14 protein-coding genes are annotated in these 17,418 nt (G+C 72.0%); 10 read left to right on the top strand and 4 right to left on the bottom strand.

The genetic code is table 11. The annotated features are described in order from the left end of the window. Nucleotides 1-64: 64 nt before the first annotated feature. Nucleotides 65-1,561, top strand: coding sequence for an acyl-CoA synthetase (locus ABT070_RS30060; RefSeq protein WP_351765055.1), 1,497 nt, complete (start codon nt 65-67; stop codon nt 1,559-1,561). On the opposite strand, the gene paaK is transcribed toward ABT070_RS30060, so the two are convergent. Continuing rightward, nucleotides 1,556-2,851: a phenylacetate--CoA ligase PaaK gene (gene paaK / locus ABT070_RS30055; RefSeq protein WP_351765053.1), complete on the bottom strand. Its 1,296-nt coding sequence runs from the start codon at nt 2,849-2,851 to the stop codon at nt 1,556-1,558. The two genes, ABT070_RS30060 and paaK, sit on opposite strands and share 6 nt — an antisense overlap. Nucleotides 2,852-3,051: 200 nt before the next feature. Here paaK and ABT070_RS30050 point away from each other — a divergent pair, with 200 nt between their 5' ends. Together ABT070_RS30050 and ABT070_RS30045 are read left to right on the top strand one after the other, a co-directional pair. Beyond that, nucleotides 3,052-3,921: an alpha/beta fold hydrolase gene (locus ABT070_RS30050; protein WP_351765051.1), complete on the top strand. Its 870-nt coding sequence runs from the start codon at nt 3,052-3,054 to the stop codon at nt 3,919-3,921. Nucleotides 3,922-3,965: 44 nt separating this feature from the next. After that, nucleotides 3,966-5,474 (top strand): esterase/lipase family protein, encoded by a 1,509-nt coding sequence (locus tag ABT070_RS30045; protein WP_351765049.1) that lies wholly within the window; start codon nt 3,966-3,968, stop codon nt 5,472-5,474. A 12-nt stretch (nt 5,475-5,486) separates the two neighbouring features. Here ABT070_RS30045 and ABT070_RS30040 read toward each other — a convergent pair whose 3' ends face one another. Further along, on the bottom strand, nt 5,487-7,091 hold the full coding sequence (locus ABT070_RS30040) for an acyl-CoA synthetase (RefSeq protein ID WP_351765047.1): 1,605 nt from the start codon (nt 7,089-7,091) through the stop codon (nt 5,487-5,489). A gap of 174 nt (nt 7,092-7,265) precedes the next feature. Between ABT070_RS30040 and ABT070_RS30035 the strand changes: the two genes are divergently transcribed. The 6 genes from ABT070_RS30035 (at nt 7,266) to ABT070_RS30010 (ending at nt 12,339) form a co-directional block, all read left to right on the top strand. Further along, the gene (locus ABT070_RS30035; protein WP_351765045.1) at nt 7,266-8,066 is read left to right on the top strand and encodes a crotonase/enoyl-CoA hydratase family protein; all 801 of its coding nucleotides are present in this window, start codon (nt 7,266-7,268) and stop codon (nt 8,064-8,066) included. A gap of 133 nt (nt 8,067-8,199) precedes the next feature. After that, nucleotides 8,200-9,141 carry a Zn-ribbon domain-containing OB-fold protein gene (locus ABT070_RS30030; RefSeq protein WP_351765043.1) on the top strand — a complete coding sequence of 314 codons (942 nt, stop codon included), beginning with the start codon at nt 8,200-8,202 and terminating at the stop codon, nt 9,139-9,141. Beyond that, the gene (locus tag ABT070_RS30025) at nt 9,138-10,187 is read left to right on the top strand and encodes a thiolase family protein (protein WP_351765042.1); all 1,050 of its coding nucleotides are present in this window, start codon (nt 9,138-9,140) and stop codon (nt 10,185-10,187) included. Before ABT070_RS30030 ends, ABT070_RS30025 begins: the two co-directional genes overlap by 4 nt. Next, on the top strand, nt 10,184-11,350 hold the full coding sequence (locus tag ABT070_RS30020) for a thiolase family protein (protein ID WP_351765041.1): 1,167 nt from the start codon (nt 10,184-10,186) through the stop codon (nt 11,348-11,350). Before ABT070_RS30025 ends, ABT070_RS30020 begins: the two co-directional genes overlap by 4 nt. A gap of 83 nt (nt 11,351-11,433) precedes the next feature. After that, nucleotides 11,434-11,676 (top strand): DUF397 domain-containing protein, encoded by a 243-nt coding sequence (locus ABT070_RS30015; RefSeq protein ID WP_351765040.1) that lies wholly within the window; start codon nt 11,434-11,436, stop codon nt 11,674-11,676. Between the two features lie 165 nt (nt 11,677-11,841). Further along, on the top strand, nt 11,842-12,339 hold the full coding sequence (locus ABT070_RS30010) for a hypothetical protein (RefSeq protein ID WP_256905972.1): 498 nt from the start codon (nt 11,842-11,844) through the stop codon (nt 12,337-12,339). Nucleotides 12,340-12,357: 18 nt separating this feature from the next. Here ABT070_RS30010 and ABT070_RS30005 read toward each other — a convergent pair whose 3' ends face one another. Then, nucleotides 12,358-14,286 carry an N-acetylmuramoyl-L-alanine amidase gene (locus ABT070_RS30005; protein ID WP_351765039.1) on the bottom strand — a complete coding sequence of 643 codons (1,929 nt, stop codon included), beginning with the start codon at nt 14,284-14,286 and terminating at the stop codon, nt 12,358-12,360. 242 nt (nt 14,287-14,528) lie between these two features. Continuing rightward, on the bottom strand, nt 14,529-15,668 hold the full coding sequence (locus ABT070_RS30000) for an aminoglycoside phosphotransferase family protein (RefSeq protein WP_351765038.1): 1,140 nt from the start codon (nt 15,666-15,668) through the stop codon (nt 14,529-14,531). 233 nt (nt 15,669-15,901) lie between these two features. On the opposite strand from ABT070_RS30000, the gene ABT070_RS29995 reads away from it, so the two are divergent. Next, nucleotides 15,902-17,413, top strand: a complete 1,512-nt coding sequence (locus ABT070_RS29995; protein ID WP_351765037.1) for a DNA-binding protein NsdB — start codon at nt 15,902-15,904, stop codon at nt 17,411-17,413. The last annotated feature ends 5 nt before the right edge of the window (nt 17,414-17,418 follow it).

Raw genomic sequence — 17,418 nt, 5'->3', positions numbered from 1 at the left:
CGGCCGGCATCCCGGGCCGCCGGCGACTTGACCCGCCCCGGCCGCCGCCCGAGGATCATGAGTCATGACGCCCGGACATGGCAGCACGGTCGACGGGGTGCTGCGGCGCAGCGCCCGCCGCACCCCGGCACGCGTCGCGGTGGAGTACCGCGACCGCACCTGGACCTACGAGGAACTCGACGAGGCCGTCTCGCGCGCGGCGAGCGTCCTGCTCGGCGAGGGCCTCGTCCCCGGCGACCGGGTCGGCGCCTACGGCCACAACTCCGACGCCTACCTCCTCGCGTTCCTCGCCTGCGCCCGCGCGGGCCTGGTGCACGTCCCCGTCAACCAGAACCTGACCGGCGAGGACCTGGCGTACATCGTGCGCCAGTCGGGCAGCGCACTGGTCCTCACCGACCCGGACCTGGCCGGCCGGCTCCCCGCCGGCACCCGCACGCTGGCGCTGCGGGACGCCGACGACTCACTCCTGGCCCGGCTGCCCGGGACCCCCGCGTACGACGGTCCCGAGCCGCGCTCCGAGGACCTGGTGCAGCTGCTCTACACCTCGGGCACCACGGCGCTGCCCAAGGGCGCGATGATGACCCACCGCGCCCTGGTGCACGAGTACCTGAGCGCGATCACCGCCCTCGACCTGAGCGCCGGCGACCGTCCCGCGCACTCCCTGCCGCTGTACCACTCGGCGCAGCTGCACGTGTTCCTGCTGCCGTACCTCGCGGTCGGCGCCACGAACATCGTGCTGGACGCGCCCGACGGCGACCGTCTCTTCGACCTGATCGAGGCGGACCGCGTCGACAGCCTCTTCGCCCCGCCGACCGTGTGGATCGGTCTGGCCGGCCGCCCCGACTTCGCGACCCGTGACCTGAGCGGTCTGCGCAAGGCGTACTACGGGGCGTCGATCATGCCGGTGCCCGTCCTCGAACGGCTGCGCGAACGCCTTCCCGGGCTGGGTTTCTACAACTGCTTCGGGCAGAGCGAGATCGGCCCGCTCGCCACCGTCCTCGCACCCGACGAGCACAAGGGCCGGCTGGACTCCTGCGGGCGCCAGGTCCTCTTTGTGGACGCCCGGGTCGTCGACGAGAACGGCAAGGACGTCCCCGACGGCACGGCCGGCGAGATCGTCTACCGCTCCCCGCAGTTGTGCGAGGGCTACTGGGACAAGCCGGAGGAGACGGCGGCCGCCTTCCGCGACGGCTGGTTCCACTCCGGCGATCTCGCCGTGCGCGATGCCCACGGCTACTTCACGATCGTCGACCGGGTGAAGGACGTCATCAACTCCGGGGGAGTGCTGGTCGCCTCCCGGCAGGTCGAGGACGCGCTGTACACCCATGACGCCGTCGCCGAGGCGGCCGTGATCGGCCTCCCCGACGAGAAGTGGATCGAGGTGATCACGGCCGTGGTCGTCACGCGCGGCGCGGTCACCGAGGAGGAACTCGTCGCCCACGCCCGCGAGAACCTCCCCCGCTTCAAGGCGCCGAAGCGGGTGCTGTTCGTCGACGAGCTGCCGCGCAACGCCAGCGGGAAGATCCTCAAGCGGGAGCTGCGCGAACGGTTCGCCTCATGACTCCCGCAGGTCCACGATCCGCCTGATCTTGCCCACCGACCGCTCCAGCGACTCCGGATCGACGATCTCGACGGCGACCGACACGCCGATCCCGTCCTTCACCGCCGCCGCGATGGTGTGCGCGGCCGTGTCGCGGTCCTCGGGGGTCGCGCCGGGGCGGGCCTCCGCGCGGACCGTGAGGGCGTCGAGGCGGCCCTCCCGGGTCAGCCGGAGCTGGAAGTGGGGCGCCACTCCGGGGGTGCGCAGCACGATCTCCTCGATCTGGGTGGGGAAGAGATTGACCCCGCGCAGGATGACCAGGTCGTCGCTGCGCCCGGTCACCTTCCGCATCCGCCGGAAGACGCGTGCCGTGCCCGGCAGCAGCCGGGTCAGGTCCCGGGTGCGGTAACGGACGACCGGCATCGCCTCCTTGGTGAGCGAGGTGAAGACCAGCTCGCCCTCCTCGTCCTCCGGCAGGACCTCGCCGGTGACCGGGTCGACCACCTTGGGATAGAAGTGGTCCTCCCAGATGTGCAGGCCGTCCTTCGTCTCGACGCACTCCTGCGCGACGCCGGGGCCGATCACCTCCGACAGCCCGTATATGTCGACGGCGTCGATCGCGAACCTGCCCTCGATCTCCTGGCGCATCCGTTCCGTCCACGGCTCGGCCCCGAACACGCCGACGCGCAGCGAGGTGGAGCGCGGGTCGACGCCCTGGCGCTCGAACTCGTCGAGCAGCGTGAGCATGTAGGACGGGGTCACCATGATGATCCGGGGCTCCAGGTCCTGGATCAGCCGGACCTGACGGGACGTCATACCGCCGGACGCGGGGATCACCGTACAGCCGAGGCGTTCGGCGCCGTAGTGCGCGCCGAGTCCGCCGGTGAACAGGCCGTAGCCGTAGGCCACATGGACCGTGTCGCCGGGCCGGCCGCCCGCCGCGCGGATCGAACGGGCCACCAGGTCCGCCCACAGGGACAGGTCGGCCTCCGTGTAGCCGACGATCGTGGGGCGGCCGGTGGTGCCGCTGGAGGCGTGGATGCGGCGGACCCGGTCCCGGGGCACGGCGAACATCCCGTACGGGTAGTGCTCGCGCAGGTCGGCCTTGGTGGTGAAGGGGAAGCGGGACAGGTCGCCGAGGTCGCGGCAGTCGTCGGGGTGGACGCCCGCCTTGTCGAAGGACTCGCGGTAGAAGGGCACGTGGGCGTACGCGTGGCGCAGCGAGGCCCGCAGCCGCTCCCGTTGCAGGGCGCGCAGGGCGTCCTCGTCGAGGCGCTCGCCCTCGTCCAGCAGGTTCCTCGCGTCCGTCATGGGACCTTCTCCCTCGTCACCCTCGTCGAACCATGCCGATCCGGCCGTCGAACCATGTCAATACGGGCGACCGATCATTCGGTCGATCTTCCTCGGGATCAGTAATCCAGGCCGGCCGGCGGCAGGCAAGAGGGCGGCCGTGACTTTCGCCCGGGAGAACCGCGTTGCGGACCGGGCCTGCCCGCGTCGAGGATCGGGGCATGCCGACCTTCACCGCCCCGGACGGGACCGAGCTCGCTTACCACGTGCGGGGCGAGGGCGAACCGCTCGTCGTACTGCCCGGCGGCCCCATGCGCGCCTCCGCCTACCTCGGCGACCTCGGCGGTCTCGCCGCCCACCGCCGGCTGATCCTCCTCGACCTGCGCGGCACCGGCGACTCCGCCGTCCCGGCGGACCCGGCGACGTACCGCTGCGACCGGCAGGTCGACGACGTCGAGGCGCTGCGCGTCCGACTCGGACACGAGCGGATCGACGTGCTCGCCCACTCGGCGGGCGGCAGCCTCGCGCTGCTGTACGCGGCCCGGTACCCGCACCGGGTGTCGCGGCTCGCGCTGATCACCGCCACGCCCTGGGCCCTGGGCCGGCCGGCCACGGCCGAGGACCGGCTGACGGCGGCCCGGCTGCGCACGGCCGAACCCTGGTTCGCGACGGCGTACCCGGCGTTCGAGGCATGGCTCGCGGGCGGGGACGATCCGGACTGGGCGGTCGTCGGCGCCTTCTTCCACGGCCGGTGGGACGACGCCGCCCGCGCCCACGACGCCGCCGCGGACGAGCAGACCAACTCCGAGGCGGAGAACGGGTTCCTGGACCCGGAGGCCTTCGATCCGCCCGCCCTGCGGGCCGCCCTCGCGGACCTGACCGCCCCGGCCCTGGTGCTCGCCGGCGAGCTGGACGGCGGGCCCCGGCCCGCACTCGCCCGGCTCCTCGCCGACGCCTTCCCGAACGCCGAGTTCGCCGTACAGCCCGGCGCCGGCCACTACCCGTGGCTGGACGACCCGGAGTGGTTCGCCGCACGCACCGGAGCCTTCCTCGACGGCACACCGGTCGCCGCTTCGGTGCCGCCCGCCTAAACTGAGGGTGCCTCCACCAGCGAACTCGAGCCGCGGAGTGGGCCATGCCCGACCAGCCGAAGCTCCCCATCGTGTACGTGAGGGGATACGCGGGCGACACCTCGGGAATCAACAGTGCCGTCCAGGACCCCTTCTACGGTTTCAACGAGGGTTCGACGCATGTGCGCGTCGGACCGGACGACAAGCCCGCGTTCCACCAGTTCGAGAGCCCGTTGCTGCGGCTGCATCTCGACGAGGGGTACCAGATCCTGGTGCGGGGCGGCCAGGAGACGTACCTGGACACCCATGACGCGATCCCGTCCGACAGCATCTGGATCCACCGCTTCTACGACGCCTCGGCGAGCACCTGGAGCACGAGCCCCAGGACGTTCCGCATCGAGGACGCGGCCCAGGACCTGCTCCGCCTCGTCCGCAGGCTCAAGGAGAAGAGCGGCGCGCCGCGGGTCCATCTCGTGGCCCACTCCATGGGCGGCCTCGTCTGCCGCTGCCTGATCCAGAAGATCCTCCCCGAGCTGGGCGAGGACCCGGCGGACCACGTGGACCGGTTCTTCACCTACGGCACCCCGCACGGAGGCATCGCCTTCGACATCGGATTCGGGCTCGTCGAACGGCTGATGGGCGCGACCGGCATCAAAGGCGCCGATGTCTTCGCCCCCCGGCGCATGTACGAGTACCTCACGCCCGACTCCCTGCGGGAGGACGGCGGCCCGCCGGAGAACTGGGACCCGCGGGAGATACCCGAGGGCGGATTCCCCCCGCACCGGGTCTTCTGTCTGGTGGGCACGGATCCCACCGACTACGACGTCGCCCACGGCCTGTCCGCGCGTGCCGTCGGCGCTCGCAGCGACGGGCTCGTGCAGATCGACAACGCTCAGGTTCCCCACGCGCACCGGGCGTTCGTCCACCGCAGTCACAGCGGGCGCTACGGACTCGTCAACTCCGAGGAGGGCTACCAGAACCTCCAGCGCTTCCTCTTCGGCGATCTGCGGGTCCAGGCCGAACTGGTCGGCCTCCGACTGCCCCGCGAGGGCGGCGGCACCAGCTGGCAGGCCGAGGTGCGGCTGGCCGTGCGCGGGCTGCCCAGCGTGATGCACGAGCAACTGGCCGCCCACTGGTGCCCCATCCAGCTGCCCGACCCGCACGGCGACGGCGCGGCCGCCGAACCCGTCCCGCTGGCCACGACCTTCCTCAACAGCAAGGCGCCCCGGCCCCCGGAGACTCCCACGCTGCGGTACGCGCTGCACCTGCGGATCCTGTCCCTGCGGGAGCGGGACGGCATCCTGCGCTTCACCGACCACCTCGAACAGACCGCGGACTTCGCCGACATCCTCGTCGTCGACGTCGGCTCCGCCGAGCCGGGCCCGGGTGTCTGGGCCGTCTGGAACTCGGACCTCCCCGGCGCCATCTGGGAGCACCGGCCCACCGGCACCCCGTGCGGCGACGAAGACCCCCGCAGCGGCGTCTGGCTGGCCCACATCCCCCTGCCCGCGACGGCGGCGCCGATCCTGGGCGAGGGGGCGAGCGTCCGGCTGACGGTCACACCCTGGGGCTGACGCCCGGCCGGGTCAGCGGTCCTCGGCGACCGCCACCTCCCGCGCCCACCGGTAGTCCGCCTTCCCGCTCGGCGAGCGGCGGATGGACTCCGTGACCACCAGCTGACGCGGGATCTTGTAGCCGGCGAGCCGGGAGCGGCAATGGTGCTGGATGTCCTCCAGCGAGGGCTGCGCGGCACCGCTGCGCACCTGCACGACCGCCGCCACATGACTGCCCCACGTCGGGTCCGGCACCCCGGCCACCAGGGCGTCGTACACGTCCGGATGGGACTTCAGCGCCTGTTCGACCTCCTCGGGGTACACCTTCTCGCCCCCGGTGTTGATGCACTGCGAGCCGCGCCCGAGGACCACGACCACGCCCTCCTCGTCGACGGTCGCCATGTCGCCGAGCAGCACCCAGCGTTCGCCGTCCTTGCGGAAGAAGGTCTCGGCCGTCTTCGCCGGGTCGTTGTAGTAGCCGAGCGGTACGTGACCGCGCTGGGCGACCCGCCCGACCTCGCCCGCCGCGACCGGTTCGTGGGTGGCCGGATCGACCACCCGGGTACGGGAGTTGACGCGGACCCGGAAGCCGCGCTCGGGCCCCGAGTCGTCCGTCGCGGTGCCGTTGAACCCGGACTCCGAGGAGCCGAAGTTGTTCAGCAGCATCGCGTTGGGCATCAGCGCCCGGAACTGGCGGCGGACCGTGTCCGACATGATGGCGCCGGACGAGGACACGCTGAACACCGACGAGCAGTCGGTGCCCCTCAGGGGGCCTTCGAGCGCGTCGATCAACGGCCGCAGCATCGCGTCGCCCACCAGCGAGATGCTGGTGACCTTCTCCTTCTCGATCGTCCTCAGGACTTCCTCGGGGACGAACTTGCGGTGGATCACGACCCGTTGACCGAAGTTGAAGCCGATGAAGGCGGTGAGCGTGGAGGTGCCGTGCATCAGCGGCGGGGTGGGGAAGAAGGTGATCCCGGATCCGCCGGCCGCGACCCGCTCGGCGATCTCCTCCGGCTTCTTCACCGGCTCACCGGTCGGTGAACCGCCGCCCAGCCCCGAGAAGAACAGGTCCTCCTGACGCCACATCACTCCCTTGGGCAGGCCGGTCGTGCCGCCGGTGTAGATGATGAACTGGTCGTCGCCCGAGCGGTCGGGGAACCCGCGCCCGGGGGAGCCGCCCGCCTCGGCGTCCGCGAAGGAGGTGATGGCCTCGTCCCGCGGGCCCACCCGTATCAGGTGCCGCAGCGCGGGGGTCTGCGGCAGCGCGGCCGCCACCCGGTCCGTGAACTCCGCGTCGAAGACGAGCGCCACCAGATCCGCGTCCCGGTAGAGGTAGACCAACTCCTCTTCCACATAACGGTAGTTGACGTTGACCGGTACGATCCGCGCCTTGAGGCAGCCCAGCACCGTCTGGAGGTACTCGACGCCGTTGTACAGATGCAGGCCGAGATGCTCGCCGGGGCGGATCCCGCTGTCGAGGAGGTGGTGACCGATGCGGTTGGCCGCGGCGTCCAGCTCCGCGTACGTCAGACGGCGTTCCGCGCCCGTACCGGGGTGGTCGACGTACACGAGCGCCTCACGGTCCGCCGCCACGTCGACGACCGACTCGAACAGGTCGGCAAGGTTGTACTCCACCGCTCCTCCTGACCGGGGGGCCTGGTTCTCCGACGATTCGTCGGTCATCTGAGCAAAGGGGGCGGCAAGTGGGAAGGGCTCGCGCCAATAAATCTGACTGACTGTCAGAAAACCCTTGAACTGCCATCACGCCTCCTGCAACCTGTTCTCGTTCTTTCCGAGGGGAGATCTGCGATGAGCGGCACCGAACACCTCACCGTGCGCCGCGAAGGCGCCACACTCGTGCTCACGCTCAACAGACCGGAGGCCAGGAACGCGCTCTCGATCGCCATGCTCGTCGGCCTGTACGACGGCTGGCTCGAGGCCGACGCGGACGACTCGATCCGCTCGGTCGTCTTCACCGGCGCGGGCGGTTCCTTCTGCGCCGGCATGGACCTCAAGGCCCTGGCCGGCCGCGGCATGGAGGGCGAGCGGCACCGCGACCGGCTCAAGGCCGATCCCGACCTGCACTGGAAGGCGATGCTGCGCCACCACCGCCCCCGCAAGCCGGTGATCGCCGCCGTCGAGGGGTACTGCGTGGCGGGCGGCACCGAGATGCTCCAGGGCACCGACATCCGTGTCGCGGGCGAGTCCGCCACCTTCGGCCTCTTCGAGGTCAAACGCGGCCTCTTCCCGATCGGCGGCTCGACGGTCCGCCTGCCACGCCAGATCCCGCGCACCCACGCCCTGGAGATGCTGCTCACCGGCCGGTCCTACACCGCCCGCGAGGCCGCCGACATCGGCCTGATCGGCCATGTCGTCCCCGACGGCACCGCCCTGGAGAAGGCCCTGGAGATCGCCGAACGCGTCAACGCCTGCGCGCCACTCGCCGTGGAGGCCGTGAAGGCGTCCGTCTACGAGGCCGCCGAATTGACCGAGACCGACGGGCTCGCCGCCGAACTCGTCAAGGGATGGCCGGTGTTCGACACGGACGACGCGAAGGAAGGCGCCCGCGCCTTCGCGGAGAAGCGGGCGCCGGTCTTCCGGCGTGCGTGACGCTCCGCGGGTTGAGCGGACGGGGGTGACGCCGCTTGCCGACTGCCGGCCGTCGTTGGGCTGGTCGCGCAGTTCCCCGCGCCCCTTACGGGGCCCGGCCGCAGCATGCCGAAATCCCAAGGAGGCAGCCCCGATGCCCGAAGTCCTCAAAGCGCCCCTCGTCGTCGAGTTTCCGTTCACCAGGTCCCTCGGCCCCGTCCAGAGTGCCTTTCTCACTGGCCTGCGCGAGCGGGTCGTCCTCGGGGTGACGGCCGCCGACGGCCGCACCCTCGTCCCGCCCGTCGAGTACGACCCGGTCACCGCCGACGACCTGCGCGACCTGGTCGAGGTCGCCCCCACCGGCACCGTCACCACCTGGGCCTGGAACCACGCGCCCCGCCGCGGACAGCCCCTCACCACCCCCTTCGCCTGGGTCCTGGTCCGCCTCGACGGCGCCGACACCGCCCTCCTGCACGCCCTCGACGCCCCCGGCCCCGACGCCGTCCACACCGGCATGCGCGTCCGGATCCGCTGGGCCGAGGAACGCACCGGCGCCGTCACCGACATCGCCTGCTTCGAGCCCCACGACGGTGAACCGGCCGAACTCACCGGAAGCAGCGGCGAGTTCGCCGACCCGGTCGGCGGCATCGTCGCCGCCGCCCGGCTCGACTACACCTACTCGCCCGGCCGCGCCCAGACCGCCTACATCAACTCCCTCGCCGACCGCAGGACCGTCGGCGAACGCTGCCCGTCCTGCCGCAAGGTGTACGTCCCGCCGCGCGGAGCCTGCCCCACCTGCGGCGTCCCGACCGCCGAGCAGGTCGAGGTCGGACCGCGCGGGACCGTCACCACCTTCTGCATCGTCAACATCAAGGCGAAGAACCTCGACATCGAGGTGCCCTACGTCTACGCCCACATCGCCCTCGACGGCGCCGACCTCGCGCTGCACGCCCGCATCGGCGGCATCGCCTACGACCAGGTGCGCATGGGCCTGCGCGTCGAGCCCGTGTGGACGGACGGGGCCCGCTACCCCGACCACTACCGGCCGACCGGCGAACCCGACGCGGACTACGACGCCTACAAGGAGCTGCTGTGACCCGGGACATCGCGGTGGTGGCCTTCGCGCAGACCGACGTCCGGCGCACCACCGACGAGCTCTCCGAGGTCGAGATGCTCATGCCGGTCCTGCACAGCGTCCTGGACCGGACCGGCCTCAAGACCGCCGACATCGACTTCACCTGCTCCGGCTCCAGCGACTACCTCGCCGGCCGGGCCTTCTCCTTCACCCTCGCCCTCGACGGCGTCGGCGCCTGGCCGCCCATCTCCGAATCCCATGTCGAGATGGACGGCGCCTGGGCGCTGTACGAGGCGTGGACCAAGCTGCTCACCGGCGACGCCGACACCGCGCTCGTCTACTCCTACGGCAAGTCCTCGCCCGGCTCCCTGCGCGACGTGCTCACCCGCCAGCTCGACCCGTACTACGTCGCCCCGCTGTGGCCCGACTCCGTCGCCCTCGCCGCCCTCCAGGCGCAGGCCCTGATCGACGCGGGCGACACCGACGAGAGCGGCCTCGCCGCGATCGGTGCCCGCAGCCGCCGGGTGGCGACCCTCAACTCGCGTGCTCAGCTGCGCGGTGCGATTCCCCAGGGGGACTACGTCGTACAGCCGCTGCGCACCGGCGACTGCCCGCCCGTCGGCGACGGCGCCGCCGCCGTGATCCTCGCGGCCGGGGAGCGGGCCCGCGAGCTGTGCTCCCGGCCCGCCTGGATCCGGGGCATCGACCACCGGATCGAGGCCCACTCGCTCGGCGTGCGCGACCTGACCGACTCGCCCTCCACCCGCCTGGCCGCCGAACGGGCCGGCGCCTTCGAACGGCCCGTCGACACCGCCGAACTGCACGCCCCGTTCAGCGCGCAGGAGGTCGTCCTGCGCAAGGCGCTGCGGCTCGACGACAGCGTGCGGGTGAACCTGTCCGGCGGCGCCCTCGCCGCCAACCCGATGATGGCCGCCGGCCTCATCCGCGTCGGCGAGGCCGCCGCCCGGATCCACCGGGGCGAGTCCGACCGCGCCCTCGCCCACGCCACCTCAGGACCGTGTCTCCAGCAGAACCTGGTCGCCGTACTCGAAGGGGAACCGCGATGAGCAAGGAGCCCGTGGCCGTCGTCGGGATCGGCCAGACCAAGCACGTCGCGGCACGCCGGGACGTGTCGATCGCGGGGCTCGTCCGCGAGGCCGCCCGCCGCGCCCTCGAGGACGCCGAGCTGACGTGGGCCGACATCGACGCCGTCGTCATCGGCAAGGCCCCCGACTTCTTCGAGGGCGTCATGATGCCCGAGCTCTACCTCGCCGACGCGCTCGGCGCGGTGGGCAAGCCGATGCTGCGGGTGCACACGGCCGGCTCCGTCGGCGGGTCCACCGCGCTCGTCGCCGCGGGCCTCGTCGCGGCCCGCGTCCACGGCACCGTGCTGACCCTCGCCTTCGAGAAACAGTCCGAGTCCAACGCCATGTGGGGACTGTCCCTGCCGGTCCCCTTCCAGCAGCCCCTGCTCGCCGGGGCGGGCGGCTTCTTCGCGCCGCACGTACGGGCGTACATGCGGCGCAGCGGCGCCCCCGACACCGTCGGCTCGCTGGTGGCGTACAAGGACCGGCGCAACGCGCTGAAGAACCCCTACGCCCACCTGCACGAACACGACATCACGCTGGAGAAGGTCCAGGCCTCGCCCATGCTCTGGGACCCGATCCGCTACTCGGAGACCTGCCCCTCCTCCGACGGCGCCTGCGCGATGATCCTCACCGACCGGGCCGGAGCCGCCCGCGCGCCCCGGCCGCCCGCCTGGATGCTCGGCGGCGCGATGCGCAGCGAACCGACGCTGTTCGCCGGCAAGGACGCCGTGTCGCCGCGGGCAGGCCGGGACTGCGCCGCCGACGTCTACCGGCAGGCCGGTGTCAGCGACCCGCGCCGGGACATCGACGCCGTCGAGATGTACGTACCGTTCTCCTGGTACGAGCCCATGTGGCTGGAGAACCTCGGCTTCGCCGACGAGGGCGAGGGCTGGAAGCTGACCGAGGCCGGGGTGACGGAGCTCGACGGCGACCTGCCCGTCAACATGTCGGGCGGCGTCCTGTCCACCAACCCAATCGGCGCCTCCGGCATGATCCGCTTCGCGGAGGCGGCGCTCCAGGTACGCGGCCAGGCCGGGGAGCACCAGGTGGAGCGCGCCGGGAAGGTCCTCGGGCACGCCTACGGCGGCGGCTCGCAGTTCTTCTCCATGTGGCTCGTGGGAGCGCGGCCACCGGAGTCCTGAAAGGTCCCCCTCACGTGCTCTGTCGGGGTCCGGAACCGATCGCTAGGCTGGCCCGCGGACGACGAACCGGGAGGAGCACGGACGTGGCCGAGAGCACCATCCAGCAGCAGCCGCTCGCGGGCTGGGACAAGCCGGAGCTGGACCTCAGCAGCGCCGAGTGGCAGTCCAGCAGCCAGGGGCGGGGGGATGTCCAGATCGCCTTCGTCGAGGGATTCATCGCGATGCGCAACAGTGGCCGCCCAGCGAGCCCTTCCCTGATCTTCACGCCCGCCGAGTGGGGCGCGTTCGTGTCGGGGGCGCGGGAGGGGGAGTTCGACCTGACCTGAGACCGGTACCGGCCGTCCGGCCGGCACGGTGAGCCTGCCCGGGCGGGGATCCGGGCGGGCAGGCGTCGTCGGCCGCCACCACCCGGGGAGCAACGGTGCCCCGGGACGACGAACCGCGTCCCTCCCGGCGGTCGCCGGACGGCGCTGTCCACGTACCATGGCCGCATGTCGTTCCTCCGCCGCCGCAGCGCCACTCCCGCCGGGCCCGACTTCGACGTCCTGGCCATGGATCCGGGCGACTGGCCCGGCAATCTGGGTGCCGGGCTGCTGCCCGCCCCCGACGGCAGCTGCCAGGGCGTCTTCCTGCGCTACGACCTCTTCGGCGGCCGCGGCCCCGCGATGATCATCGGTAATCTGCCCGAGGGCTCCCCGGCCCGCGAGGTGGAGGAGGGGGAGGTCCCCTTCGAGGTCGCCCAGCTGCTGCTCGCGCTGGAGAACGACGAGGAGGTGACCGTCGTCGGCACCGAGGACATGCCGGTGATGCAGGGCGACAACCTCCTGATCGTGCGCCGCCTCAAGCTCTCCGAGGGCCGGGTCTCCTGCGTGCAGTTCGACCGCAGCGACAACGTCCTGGTGACCATCGCCGCCTGGGACCGTCCCATCACCGACGACCTGTACGCCCTGCTGAAGCCGCTCCCGGCGGAGCTGTTCCAGCAGGGCTGAGGCGGGGCTGAGGCGCGGCTACGACATCGACGACATCAGCCGCACGTCCGCGGCCCGCACGAACGCCACCCGGTGGCCGTACTGGATCTCGTAGTACTGGTCCTCGCCGATCACGACCTGGTGCGAGCCGGTGGCGAAGGTGACCGCGTAGTAGTACTCGCCCGGCACCTTGTCACCGACCACGTACTTCTGGCCCTTCGGCAGGGTGTACGGGAGCGGTGACACCGCCTGGGCCGGGACGCCCGCCGGGTAGGCCGACGCCTCCGGGTAGGCGCGGCCGTAGACCGGAACGCTGTCGCGGCCGTCCTTCGGAGTGATCACCTGGCCCGCCGCGGGCACCGCCGTCGGCTGTTCCTTCGGGTTGTGGAACCACGCCTTCTGACCCAGGTACCAGATCGCCGTCCAGTCACCCCACCGGTCGGCGACCGCGTACTGCTGGCCGGTGGACACCCGCGAGGAGGTGTCGTTCACGCCCGTGGTCGGGGCCGAGCCCTGGCCGATGTCCTTGATCAGCGCCGACGTCTCGTCGTGGTCGGAATACAGCCGCACCGCGCCGGAACCGTGCGCCGCGCACGGCCGGCCCTTGGCGACACAGTCCGTGTACACCGGCTGGTTGGCGCGGTAGTCCGGCCGGATCGTCACCAGACCGCCGCTCCTGCGGGCCGTCGCCGCGAAGGGCCGGTCCAGCAGCTCGAAGTAGTGCCGCCAGTCCCAGTACGGGCCCGGGTCGGTGTGCATCCCGGAGACGGTCGCGGTGGTCGGCCCGGGCACGTTGTCGTGGCCCAGGACGTGCTGCCGGTCCAGCGGGACGCCGTATCGTCCGGCCAGGTACTTCACCAGCCGCGCCGACGACCGGTACATCGCCTCCGTGTACCAGGAGTCCGGCTGGGCGAGGAAGCCCTCGTGCTCCAGGCCGATCGACTTGGCGTTGACGTACCAGTTGCCCGCGTGCCAGGCCACGTCCTTGGCCTTCACATGCTGGGCGACATGCCCGTCGGTGGAGCGCAGGGTGTAGCTCCAGGACACATAGGTGGGGTCCTGGACCATGTTCAGCACCCCCTCCCAGCCGCCCTCGGTGTCGTGCACGACGATGTACTTGATGCTCGGCGCGGCGGGCCGGTCCCCGAGGTCGTGGTTGCCGTAGTCGTTGTCGCCGAACTGCTCGTAGGGCGCCGGGATCCACTCGCAGGACACCGTCGTCGGGCACTCGGTGCCGGCTGCGGACGCCGTGCGCAGACCGGTCTCCCGCAGCTGGGCGGTCCGCGGGGTCAGGCCCGGCGCGGCGGCCAGGGCGACCGGCCCACCGGCGTCCGTGAAGCGCTCCGCGCCGGTACGGAGCACGTCGTAGACGTCGTCGGCGTAGGCGCCGGCCGTCGCGCTGTCGTCCGCGCCCGAGAAGCGCGCCACCGCGCCGTACCAGTCCGCCGGGTCGGCGCTCAGCGGCTCGCCCAGGCTCCGCTGCGCGGCGGCGAGCAGCGCCGCGCCGCCCGCGATGTTGGCCGAGGGATCAGTGCGCAGCTGCTCGGCGCTCAGGCCGGTCAGCTCCGCCGCCCTCGGCAGGGTACGCAGCCGGGCCGGGAGCTCGTCGGCGGCCGGGAGCCGCGTCTGCGGTACCCGGGCCGGGCGGGCGGAGTCGCCGCGGGCGTCCTCCGTGCCGTGGCTGTGGTGCGGGGCCGCGGCGAGCGCCGTACGGGCGTCGGTGAGGTGCATCGGTCCGTAGCCGCCGGTCACGCTCGGCGCTCCGGCGTGCGTGTCCCAGCGGGACTGGAGGTAGGAGACGCCCAGCAGCAGGCTCCGCGGCACGTGGTACTCGGCGGCCGCGGCGGCGAACGCCCGCTGGAGGCCGGCCGCCGTGGCAGCCCGGCCCGCCGGGGAGACCGAGGGATCCGTGGCCTCGGCCGGGGAGGCCGCGCCGAGCAGCGGGAGCAGCAGAGCCGCCGACGCCATGGCGCCTGCGGCTCTACGGGTGTGTCTGCCAGGTCCGGGGTGGGTGACGGGTTTTCGCAAGGCTGCCTCCTGGGAACGAGCGGGCGGGCGTGCGGGGCCGGACATGAACCATCTGTCACCGGCTTGCCGACAACCCGTCAATCATGCCCACAGGCAACCGATTTCCCTTGCCAAGACACTGCTGACGCACCCCGGGGGCCCGCGGTGCGCCGCCGTTCAGGCGACCGCGGACCCCCGTCCCCTCAGCGGGTGCCGACCGCCGCGCGCACGGCCCGGCGGGCCAGCTGGCAGTCGTCGTGCAGCCGTCGCAGCAGCAGGCGCTGTTCCTCGCCGGACGGCGCGCCACCCGGATGGGCGCCCGGGGCCGTCGGGGTGACGTCGTGCATCGAACGCTGCACGGCCGTCTCGTACGTGCGGATCTCGCGGGTCAGGACCAGCATCAGGTTCACCAGGAAGGCGTCCCGTGAGGCCGGGCCGGCGGACTGGGCGATCTGGCTGATCTGACGGCGCGCCACCGGCGCGTCACCCAGCGCCGACCACAGCGTCGCCAGGTCGTAGCCCGGCAGATACCAACCCGCGTGCTCCCAGTCCACCAGCACTGGACCGGCCGGTGAGAGAAGGATGTTCGACAGGAGGGCGTCGCCGTGACAGAACTGGCCCATGCCCTGCCGGCCCGCGGTGGCCGCGATGCCGTGCAGCAGCTTCTGGAGGTCGCCCATGTCCCGGTCGGTGAGCAGACCCAGCTCGTGGTAGCGGGAGATACGGGCGGCGTAGTCCAGCGGGGCGTCGAACGTCCCCGCCGGGGGCCGCCAGGCGTTGAGCCGGCAGACCGCGCCGAGTGCCGCCCGGACGTCCGCGCGCGGCGGGGCCTCGGTCGGGTGCCGCTGGAGTGCGGCCACCCGGCCCGGCATCCGCTCGATCACCAGGGTGCAGTTGTCCGGGTCCGCCGCGATCAGTCTCGGCGCCCGCACCGGGGGGCGGTGCCGGACGAACGTGCGGTATGCGGCTATTTCGTGCCGGATCTGCTCGGCCCACACCGGGGAGTGGTCGAGTAAACACTTGGCGACCGCCGTGCTGCGGCCGGTCGTGCCCACCAGCAACACCGAGCGTCCGCTGCGGCGCAGTACCTGGACCGGGGCGAACTCCGGGCAGATCCGGTGCACGGACGCGATCGCCGTGCGCAGTTGGGCGCCCTGGGCGCCGGACAGGTCGAGTCTTCCGCTGAGCGGTTGCGTGCCGAGCCCCGCGGGTCGCCGGACCAGACCGGCGCCGAGCGCGGGGGCCGCCGACCGCGCGGCGGGGTCGAGGTAGGGGCCGCCGCCGCCCGGGCGGGTGTGCAGCGACCGGGGCGGGGCGGACACGGAGGACGATGCTGCGTACATGGGAGAAACAGATCCCTTCGTGTGCCGGACGTTCAGAACGCTGCCCCGACCGGTCCTTTCGGGTACACCCTGGGGAATGTCCCTCGGCGACCGGGTCGGGGTGGCGCTTTCCTACCTGACACCCGTCGCCCAGTGGCACACCATCTGGCGCACCCTGGCGAACCATGGCGAATAGTCGCCCGGCAACTTTCACCGGGCTACTGTCAACTCAGCCGAGAACCTGGGGGCTTGACGTGAGCGGACAACCCAACACCCGCCTCTCGGACCTGTTCGGCCTGGCCGGCTGGTCCAAGGGGGAACTCGCGAGGCTGGTCAACCGGCAGGCGGCGGCCATGGGCCACCCCCAGCTGTCGACCGACACCTCTCGGGTGCGGCGCTGGATCGACATGGGAGAGATCCCGCGCGATCCGGTGCCGAGGGTGCTGGCGGCTCTGTTCACCGAGCGTCTCGGCCGTGTCGTGACCATCGAGGACCTCGGTCTGGTCCGGCACGGGCGTACAGGGAAACGGTCCGGCGGCGGGAGTGTGGAACATCCCGACGGTGTGCCGTGGGCGCCCGAACGGACTGCTGCGGTCCTCACCGAATTCACGGGAATGGACCTCATGCTCAACCGACGCGGCTTGGTGGGCGCGGGTGCCGCGCTCGCCGCGGGATCAGCTCTCAGCAGTGCCATGTACGAGTGGCTGCACACCGACCCCACCCTCTCCTCCGACGCTCCTGTCATCGACCATCCCCTCCTCCACCATGCCGACCCCGCCGGGTTCGACCGCTACGAGGCCGCCCCCATCGGAAAGGAGGAGGTGGACGAACTCGAGCGTTCGGTGGAGGTGTTCCGGGCCTGGGACGCGGCCCGCGGGGGCGGGCTGCAACGCAAGGCGGTCGTGGGACAGCTGAACGAGGTGGGCGGCATCCTCGCCTACCACCACCCCTCCCATCTCCAGCGGCGCCTGTGGGGCGTCGCGGCCAACCTCGCCGTCCTCGCGGGCTGGATGTCGCACGACATCGGTCTGGAGCCCACGGCCCAGAAGTACTTCGTCATCGCCGCCCATGCCGCCAGAGAGGGCGGTGACCGGCCGCGGGCCGGCGAGGCGCTCTCCCGGGCGGCCCGTCAGATGGTCCACCTCGGGCGGCCCGACGAGGCCCTCGACCTGATGAAGCTCGCCCAGTCCGGATCCGGCGACGACGTGACGCCGCGCACCCGGGCGATGTTCCACACCGTCGAGGCCTGGGCACAGGCGTCGATGGGCAAGGGCCAGGCCATGCGCCGCACCCTCGGCCGGGCGGAGGACCTCTTCGTCTCCGACAAGGGCGACGTCACACCGCCGTCCTGGATGCAGACCTTCAAGGACGAGGATCTGTACGGCATGCAGGCGCTGGCCTACCGCACGCTGGCCGAGTTCGAGCCGCAGGCGGCCGCGCACGCCCAGTACTACGCGGAGCGGGCACTGGCGCTGCGCGTCGACGGGCGGGAGCGGTCGAAGATCTTCGACCATCTGTCCATGGCATCCGCGTGCTTCATCGCCGACGATCCCGAGCAGGCGGACCGGTTCGCGCGGCTGGCCCTGATGTCGATGGGGTCGAACTCCTCCCGGCGCACCTGGGACCGGCTGAGCCAGATGTACCGGCTCACCGCGGAGTACGCCAACTCCCCGAGGATCAGCGAGCTGCGTGAGGAGATCATGCTGGCGCTGCCGAAGCAGAAGGGCAGCAGGGGGAGCAAGGGGGGCAACGGCGCTCAGGTGTGAGCGGG

Source organism: Streptomyces sp. NPDC002884, assembly GCF_040295245.1.
In the GTDB taxonomy this organism is placed as follows: domain Bacteria; phylum Actinomycetota; class Actinomycetes; order Streptomycetales; family Streptomycetaceae; genus Streptomyces.
The sequence above is the reverse complement of the archived record's forward strand: the minus strand, read 5'-3'. Positions and strand labels throughout refer to the sequence as shown.

What these genes read in the sequence shown, in the direction of transcription:
- ABT070_RS30000 (WP_351765038.1), bottom strand. Translation starts at nt 15,668, where the DNA reads ATGTACGCAGCATCGTCCTCCGTGTCCGCCCCGCCCCGGTCGCTGCAC.
- ABT070_RS30020 (WP_351765041.1), top strand. Translation starts at nt 10,184, where the DNA reads ATGAGCAAGGAGCCCGTGGCCGTCGTCGGGATCGGCCAGACCAAGCAC.
- ABT070_RS30035 (WP_351765045.1), top strand. Translation starts at nt 7,266, where the DNA reads ATGAGCGGCACCGAACACCTCACCGTGCGCCGCGAAGGCGCCACACTC.
- ABT070_RS30010 (WP_256905972.1), top strand. Translation starts at nt 11,842, where the DNA reads ATGTCGTTCCTCCGCCGCCGCAGCGCCACTCCCGCCGGGCCCGACTTC.
- paaK (WP_351765053.1), bottom strand. Translation starts at nt 2,851, where the DNA reads ATGACGGACGCGAGGAACCTGCTGGACGAGGGCGAGCGCCTCGACGAG.
- ABT070_RS30045 (WP_351765049.1), top strand. Translation starts at nt 3,966, where the DNA reads ATGCCCGACCAGCCGAAGCTCCCCATCGTGTACGTGAGGGGATACGCG.
- ABT070_RS30050 (WP_351765051.1), top strand. Translation starts at nt 3,052, where the DNA reads ATGCCGACCTTCACCGCCCCGGACGGGACCGAGCTCGCTTACCACGTG.
- ABT070_RS30030 (WP_351765043.1), top strand. Translation starts at nt 8,200, where the DNA reads ATGCCCGAAGTCCTCAAAGCGCCCCTCGTCGTCGAGTTTCCGTTCACC.
- ABT070_RS30005 (WP_351765039.1), bottom strand. Translation starts at nt 14,286, where the DNA reads ATGGCGTCGGCGGCTCTGCTGCTCCCGCTGCTCGGCGCGGCCTCCCCG.
- ABT070_RS30060 (WP_351765055.1), top strand. Translation starts at nt 65, where the DNA reads ATGACGCCCGGACATGGCAGCACGGTCGACGGGGTGCTGCGGCGCAGC.